The sequence below is a fragment of the Achromobacter sp. 1011811831 genome, assembly GCF_059760905.1.
The window spans coordinates 1-6,582 of sequence record NZ_JCBANG010000160.1; the positions used below are offsets into that span (position 1 = coordinate 1).

7 protein-coding genes are annotated in these 6,582 nt (G+C 68.8%); 3 read left to right on the plus strand and 4 right to left on the minus strand.

Features of this window, described 5'->3' with window-relative positions; genetic code table 11:
* Positions 1-909: FAD:protein FMN transferase (locus tag AC6LJ9_RS30020; RefSeq protein ID WP_498150370.1), on the plus strand; the 909-nt coding region annotated here is incomplete at its 5' end.
* A 24-nt stretch (positions 910-933) separates the two neighbouring features.
* Here the strand turns inward: AC6LJ9_RS30020 and AC6LJ9_RS30025 are convergent.
* The gene (locus tag AC6LJ9_RS30025; RefSeq protein WP_103275511.1) at positions 934-1,719 is read right to left on the minus strand and encodes an inositol monophosphatase family protein; all 786 of its coding nucleotides are present in this window, start codon (positions 1,717-1,719) and stop codon (positions 934-936) included.
* A 119-nt stretch (positions 1,720-1,838) separates the two neighbouring features.
* Between AC6LJ9_RS30025 and AC6LJ9_RS30030 the strand changes: the two genes are divergently transcribed.
* Positions 1,839-2,711: an RNA methyltransferase gene (locus AC6LJ9_RS30030; protein ID WP_498150371.1), complete on the plus strand. Its 873-nt coding sequence runs from the start codon at positions 1,839-1,841 to the stop codon at positions 2,709-2,711.
* A 94-nt stretch (positions 2,712-2,805) separates the two neighbouring features.
* Here the strand turns inward: AC6LJ9_RS30030 and AC6LJ9_RS30035 are convergent, their stop codons facing one another.
* Positions 2,806-3,795 carry a Bug family tripartite tricarboxylate transporter substrate binding protein gene (locus tag AC6LJ9_RS30035; protein ID WP_212314244.1) on the minus strand — a complete coding sequence of 330 codons (990 nt, stop codon included), beginning with the start codon at positions 3,793-3,795 and terminating at the stop codon, positions 2,806-2,808.
* 172 nt (positions 3,796-3,967) lie between these two features.
* Here AC6LJ9_RS30035 and AC6LJ9_RS30040 point away from each other — a divergent pair, with 172 nt between their 5' ends.
* A complete protein-coding gene (locus AC6LJ9_RS30040; RefSeq protein ID WP_498150372.1) occupies positions 3,968-4,729 on the plus strand; it encodes an IclR family transcriptional regulator in 762 nt (253 codons plus the stop codon).
* Between the two features lie 91 nt (positions 4,730-4,820).
* On the opposite strand, the gene AC6LJ9_RS30045 is transcribed toward AC6LJ9_RS30040, so the two are convergent.
* Together AC6LJ9_RS30045 and AC6LJ9_RS30050 are read right to left on the minus strand one after the other, a co-directional pair.
* A complete protein-coding gene (locus AC6LJ9_RS30045) occupies positions 4,821-5,597 on the minus strand; it encodes an APH(3') family aminoglycoside O-phosphotransferase (protein ID WP_498150373.1) in 777 nt (258 codons plus the stop codon).
* A gap of 57 nt (positions 5,598-5,654) precedes the next feature.
* Positions 5,655-6,452 (minus strand): mechanosensitive ion channel family protein, encoded by a 798-nt coding sequence (locus tag AC6LJ9_RS30050; protein WP_498150374.1) that lies wholly within the window; start codon positions 6,450-6,452, stop codon positions 5,655-5,657.
* Between the last annotated feature and the right edge of the window lie 130 nt (positions 6,453-6,582).

The window sequence follows — 6,582 nt, forward strand, 5'->3', positions numbered from 1 at the left end:
CAGCAAGCCGGCCTGGAACCCGTGGTCTGGCGCGGCGTCGCGCTGGGCGCGGATGCCGAGCTGCATCTGCTGCATCCGGACCGGGACGCGGCCCGGCGCCTGATCGACAGCGCGGTGGACGAGCTGCGCCGGCTGGAAACGGTATTCAGCCTGTACCGCGACGACAGCGCGCTGGCCGTGCTGAACCGCCAGGGCCATCTGAACGATCCGCCCGCCGACCTGCTGCGTCTCTTGAGCGAAAGCCGGCGGTTCAGCGTGCTGACCGGCGGCGTGTTCGATCCCACCGTGCAGCCGCTGTGGCAGCTGTACGCCGGGCATTTCTCGCAGCCCGGCGCCGATCCCGACGGACCGCCGCAGGCGCGCCTGCGCGAGGCGCTGGCCAAGGTATCCCACGCCGCCGTGGTGCTCGACAGCCGCGCCATCCGCTATGCGCGGCCCGGCATGGCCGTCACGCTGAACGGCATCGCGCAGGGCTACATCACCGACCGCGTGACCGACCTGCTGCGGCGCGGCGGCCTGGACCGCGCGCTGGTGGACATGGGGGAGATCTATGCCATGGGCGAGCGGAGCGACGGGCAGCCATGGCGCGCCGGCCTGACCGACCCGGACCATCCCGACGCCCTGGCCGGACAGGTGACGCTGCGCGACCGCGCGCTCGCCACCTCGGGCGGCTACGGCACGCCGATAGACGCGGCCGGGCGCTACACGCACCTGTTCGATCCGCGCGACGGCAACGCCCGGCCACGCTACCGCAGCGTGTCGGTAACGGCGCCCACGGCCACGGCGGCCGACGCCTTGTCGACCGCCTTTTCCCACATGCCGCTGGAAGAAGCCAAAAAAATCGCGCGCAGCCTGGGGCTGCGCGCGTGGTTCACTTTGCCCGACGGCGGCCGGGCCCGGCTGGGTTAGGGCCTGTCGACAGGCCCCGCCGGATCAGATCGAGGCCGACGGATTCAGCCCGGCCAGCATCTGCGTGAAGATCTTGGGGCTGGCGGCCAGCACGTTGCCGGAGTCCATCCAGCCCTGCTCGCCGTCGAAGTCGGCGACCAGGCCGCCGGCTTCCAGCACCAGCAGGCTGCCCGCGGCCACGTCCCAGGGCTTCAGGCCCACGCCGCAGAAACCGTCCAGGCGGCCGCAGGCCACGTAGGCCAGATCCAGCACCGTGGCGCCCAGGCGGCGCACGCCGGCGCTGTTCTCGGCCATCTTGCGGAAACGCGCCGAGCCCTGCTCCATGTCGCCCGAGTTGGGCCAGTGGGCGCCCAGCAGCGCGTCGTGGTAGCGGATACGGCCCGAGACGCGCACGCGGCGGTCGTTCAGGAACGTGCCGCCGCCACGGCTGGCGGTGAACAGCTCATTGCGCGACGGGTCATAGATGCACGCCTGCGTGACCTGGCCGCGCTGCGTCAGCGCGATCGACACCGCGTAGTTCGGCAGGCCATGGATGAAGTTGGTGGTGCCGTCCAGCGGATCGATGATCCACTGGAACTCGGCCTGATCCGGACCCTGCAGGCCGAATTCCTCGCCCAGGACCGCGTGGTCCGGGTAGGCGGCGCGCAACGTCTCGACGATGGACTCCTCGGCGGCGCGGTCGACTTCCGTGACATAATCGCGCGGCCCCTTGCGAGCCACGTTCAGGCGTTCCAAATCCAGGCTGGCACGGTTGATGATGGTGCCGGCACGCCGGGCCGCCTTGATGGCGATGTTGAGCATCGGGTGCATAAAATTCCGTACGAATGCGGTGAGATAGGCCGTCAGCCGCCTCCCCGCCGCGCCGCTCCCACACTGGGGTAACGGCCCGAAAATATCAGGAAAGCGCCAAGCCAAACGCGCCATTTTAAATGACTCAAGAAAATTTCATCGGCGAACCGTCCCGGGACGGTAAATCGCCCTCTTCCGAAGGGGTCTCCACACCCCTTGAAACCGGCTCGCCGGCGGTGTTTTCCCGCGTCCGTTTCATCATGGTGAACCCCAGCCACCCCGGCAATGTCGGCTCGGCCGCCCGGGCCATCAAGACCATGGGATTCTCGGAACTGGTGCTGGTGGCCCCCCATGTCGAGGACGTAACCCGGCACCCGGAGGCCGTGGCCCTGTCCAGCGGCGCCGCCGACGTGCTGGAGAACGCCCGCGTCTATGCCACGCTGGAAGAGGCGCTGGCCCCGGTGACGCTGGCCTTCGCGCTGACGGCGCGCGTGCGCGACCTGGGCCCCCCGCCCTGCGACATCCGCCAAGCGGCCGAGCTGGCCTGCGCGCACCTGGGACAGGCCGCCGAGGGCGTGGCGGCCATCGTGCTGGGCACCGAGAAGTCCGGGCTCACCAACGCCCAGATCGCGCTGTGCCACCGCATCTGCCACATCCCGGCCAATCCCGCGTACAGCTCGCTGAACGTGGCCCAGGCGCTGCAACTGGCCGCCTGGGAGCTGCGTTACGCGCTGCTGATCGACCAGGGCGCGGCCCTGCTGCCCGTCTCGACCGCGCAGGAACCCTCGCGCGGCGCGGAACCGGCCTCCAGCGAGGCGGTGCAGGCCTTCCTGGCCCATTGGGAATCGGCGCTGGTCGAGGTGCGTTTCCTGGACCCCGCCCACCCCAAGAAGCTGATGCCGCGCATGCGGCACCTGTTTTCCAGGGCCGGCCTCACACGCGACGAGGTCGACATGATGCGCGGCGTCTGCACCGCCATGTTGACGGACTACCGGAACAGCAGGAAAAAATAGGGGACGGAAAATCCGTCCCCTGTCCGTCCAGGCCGCGCCATCCGGCGCCGGTCCCGGGCGATTCGCCGGGACAGGCCAAGCCGGTCCGCGACGCTCAGTCCACCTTGGCGCCCGAGGCCTTGACCACCGGGGCCCAGCCTTCCACTTCGGACTTGATGAACTGGCCGAACTCGGCCGGCGTGGTCTTCACGCCCACGGCGCCCAGCTGCTCGAAGCTGCGCTGCACCTCGGGCTTGTCCAGCGCCTTCACCATGGCGGCGTTGAGCTTGTTGATGACCTCGGGCGGCGTGCCGGCCGGGGCGATCAGGCCGAACCAGGACGACACGTCGAAATTGGCGAAGCCGGCTTCCTTCATGGTCGGCACGTCCGGCGCGCTCTTGGAGCGCTCGGTGGTGGTCACCGCCAGCGCGCGCAGCTTGCCCGACTGCACATGCGGCCAGGCCGAGGGCATGTTGTCGAACATGAACTGCACCTGGCCGCCGATCAGGTCGGTGATGGCCGGCGCGCTGCCCTTGTAGGGCACGTGCAGCACGTCGATGCCGGTCTGCATCTTGAACAGCTCGCCCGCCATGTGGATCGAGGTGCCGCTGCCCGACGAGGCGAAGGCCAGCTTGCCGGGGTTCTTCTTGGCGTAGTCGACCAGCTCCTGCACGGTCTTTACCGGCACCTGCGGATTGACCACCAGGATGTTGGGCACCTTCGCGCCCAGCGCCACAGGCGCGAAATCACGGGTCAGGTCGAAATTGACGTTCTTGTACAGCGTCTGGTTGATGGCGCTGGTCACGGCCACGAACAGCAGCGTGTAGCCGTCCGGCGCCGCGCGCTGCACCTGGTCGGTGGCGATGTTGCTGCCCGCGCCCGGCTTGTTCTCGACCACGAAGGACTGGCCCAGGCTCTCGGTCAGTTCCTTGGCCATGATGCGGGCGATCACGTCGGTGGTGCCGCCGGCGGAAAAGCCGACCACGATGCGGACAGGCTTGTCCGGATAGGCCGCCAGGGCGGCGCCGCTGGCGAACACGCCCGCGGCGGCGGTCAGTAGGGTGGCGGCAAGGCGCCGCAGACCGGGCTTGTGACCTGGAATCATGATGTCTCCGTGCAGGTACTGTCCATCAAGTGGACGATTCGAATTCTTGAATAGGGAATTCTCGGCTATACACGGTCGGCACATCAAGGTAGAGTCCACGCAACGGACAATGGTTTTCCCTTGCCCGGTTTTTGCCAGTTGGTGATAACCCCCAAAGTTTTCAGAGAGTTGCATGCAAGACAGCGATGCCGCGGCCGCAGGCCCACGCACATTGCGGCGCGGATTGGCCGTCCTGGCCGCCCTGCGGGACCAGGGCCCTGACGGCCTCAGCGTGACCGATATCGCCCGCCTGACGGGCATCCAGCGCCCCACCATCTACCGCCTGCTGGCGGCCCTGCTAGACGCCGGCCTGGTGCTGCCCGTGACTGGCACCAAGAAATACCGCGCCCAGCTCGCGGTGGACCCCGATACCCGCTCCCGCGATCCGCGCGTGCGCCAGCTGCTGCCGGTGCTGCGACGGCTGGCCGACCGCACCGGCGACGCGGTGTTCCTGGTGGTGCGCGACGAGGACGATTCCATCAGCCTGCATCGCGAGATCGGCAGCTACCCCGTGCAGATCCTCGCCACCTACGCCGGCAAGCGCCAGCCGCTGGGCGTGGGATCGGGCGGCATGGCGCTCCTGGCCGCCCTGCCCGACGACGTCGCGCGCGGCATCGTCGAGCGCAATTCCGGCCGGCTCGACGAGTACGGCGGCATGACGCCGCAGGAAATGTACCGCCTGATCGAGAACACCCGCGCCCGCGGCTATTCGGTGGTGGGCAACCACGCCGTGCGCGGCGCGCTGGGCGTGGGCTGCGCGCTGCTGGACGCGCACGGCGCGCCGCTGCTGGCGGTCAGCGTCACCGCGATCATCGACCGCATGCCGGCGCAGCGCCAGCGCGAGATCGCCGGCTGGATCAAGACCGAGCTGGCGCGGCTGGCGGCGCAGGCCTAGCCGGCGCGGCCCGTTCGATGGCGCCACGGCGCCCTCGAACGCGGTCCGTCGAACGCACGGCCTCGAACCCGATCCTGCCCCGGCAAGCGCGCTAGAACAGCTCGTCCAGCATCTCGAAGAATTCCCGCTTGGCCGGCTCGTCCGTCTCGCCCAGTTCATCCAGGAAAGCGGCGGCCTCGGACAGCGACACCTCCTCGCGCAGGTTGCGGTGGATGAAGGCCACGTCCATCCAGCGGTCAGCTAGGCCGGCCCGGCCCATGTCGATGAAATGCAGCTGTTCGCGCGCGTCCACGAACAGATTGCTGTCGCACAGGTCGCCGTGCGAGAACACCAGGTCCTCGCTGGGCAGCGTCGCCCGCAGCCGCTCCAGCAGGTCCTCGGGCGTGGACAGGTCCGGCCAGGGTTCCAGATCGTAGTTCCTGTCGCACAGGTCGTTGGCCAGCAGGTACTCCAGCTCGCGCAGGCGCAAGGCCGCGCCCGCCTCGAACGGACAGCCGGCCGCCGGCACCGCGCGCAGCTGGCGCAGCGCCTCGGCGTACAGCGCGCGCACCGGCCGCCCGGCGTCGACGCGCGCGGTCAGCGGCTCGCCGGGCACGGCGCGGGTGATCATGTAGGCGCCGCCGCCGTTGGCGCCAGCCTGCACCACTTCGGGCACGTTGAGCCGGCCCGACAGCCATTGCAGCACCTGCGCCTCGCGCACCACGCTATAGGTCGTGGGCGCCAGGACGGCGGATGAGATCTTGAGAAAGTACCGGTCGTTGCCGCGCGTGAAGCGGTAGACGTCGCAAGGCGATTCGCCAACCTCATCGGGCGACAGCCGGGCGTCGCCGATGAAGCGCGTCGCCGCCAGCGGCAGGGTGAAGGACATGCTCGAGCACATGCGAACCTCCCGGCCGCTGCCGGCTTTGCTGCGTATTGGTGAGAATCAGGCGGCGCCGGACTTGGCGGACTGCGCCGGGTTCTGGATCTCGCGCACGGGAATCGGCGCCTGGAAGCCGGCGGCCTCCAGCTTGCTCCGGATCTGCTGGTACAGGCCCCAGCGCAGGTCCCAATACTTCGAAGCCTCGGCCCAGACGCGCACGTTGACAATGACGCCATGATCGCGGTATTCGCTGACCTTCACCAGCGGCTCGGGATCCTTGAGCGCGAACTCGTTGGCCGCCACGATTTCCTTGAGCTTGGCCAGCGCCAGTTCCAGGTCGTCGCCATAGCGCACCGGCACCGGGATATCCAGGCGGCGGGTCTTGTTGCGGCTGTAGTTGGTGATGGTGGCGTTCCAGACCACGCTGTTGGGCAGCGTGATGTGGATGCCGTCGACCTGCACCAGGCGCGTCAGGAACAAGCCGACTTCCTCGACCGTGCCCTCGGCGCCGGTGCTCAGGCCGACGAACTCGCCGGTGCGCACCGGACGCAGGATCAGCAGCATGATGCCGGCCGCGATGTTCTGCAGGGTGCCCTGCAAGGCCAGGCCCACGGCCAGGCCGGCGGCGCCGAGCACGGCGATCAGGCTGGCCGTCTGCACCCCGAAGCGCGCCAGCACGGCGATCAGCGTGAAGATGCGCACCGTCCAGACCACGGTGCTGTAGAACATGGGAACGATCGTCGGATCGATCTTGCTGGAACGGGTCGCCATGCGCCGGACCCAGCGGCCCAGCAAGGCCGATACCCACCAGCCGACGACAAGGATGATCAGGGCGATGAGCAGATTCGTGCCCAGGTCCATGAGCTTGGGCGCCCATGCATTGACGGATTTCAAGGCTTCTTCCACGGTATCTCCTGCAAAGTGTGTAACGGCCGCCGGCGGCTCGGCCAGGCCTCGGGGGGCGACATCCGGAGCCGGGCATGAGCCCGGC

Coding starts and splice junctions, on each gene's coding strand:
- AC6LJ9_RS30025 (WP_103275511.1), bottom strand. CDS start 1,719: ATGCACCCGATGCTCAACATCGCCATCAAGGCGGCCCGGCGTGCCGGC.
- AC6LJ9_RS30030 (WP_498150371.1), top strand. CDS start 1,839: ATGACTCAAGAAAATTTCATCGGCGAACCGTCCCGGGACGGTAAATCG.
- AC6LJ9_RS30035 (WP_212314244.1), bottom strand. CDS start 3,795: ATGATTCCAGGTCACAAGCCCGGTCTGCGGCGCCTTGCCGCCACCCTA.
- AC6LJ9_RS30040 (WP_498150372.1), top strand. CDS start 3,968: ATGCAAGACAGCGATGCCGCGGCCGCAGGCCCACGCACATTGCGGCGC.
- AC6LJ9_RS30045 (WP_498150373.1), bottom strand. CDS start 5,597: ATGTCCTTCACCCTGCCGCTGGCGGCGACGCGCTTCATCGGCGACGCC.
- AC6LJ9_RS30050 (WP_498150374.1), bottom strand. CDS start 6,452: ATGGACCTGGGCACGAATCTGCTCATCGCCCTGATCATCCTTGTCGTC.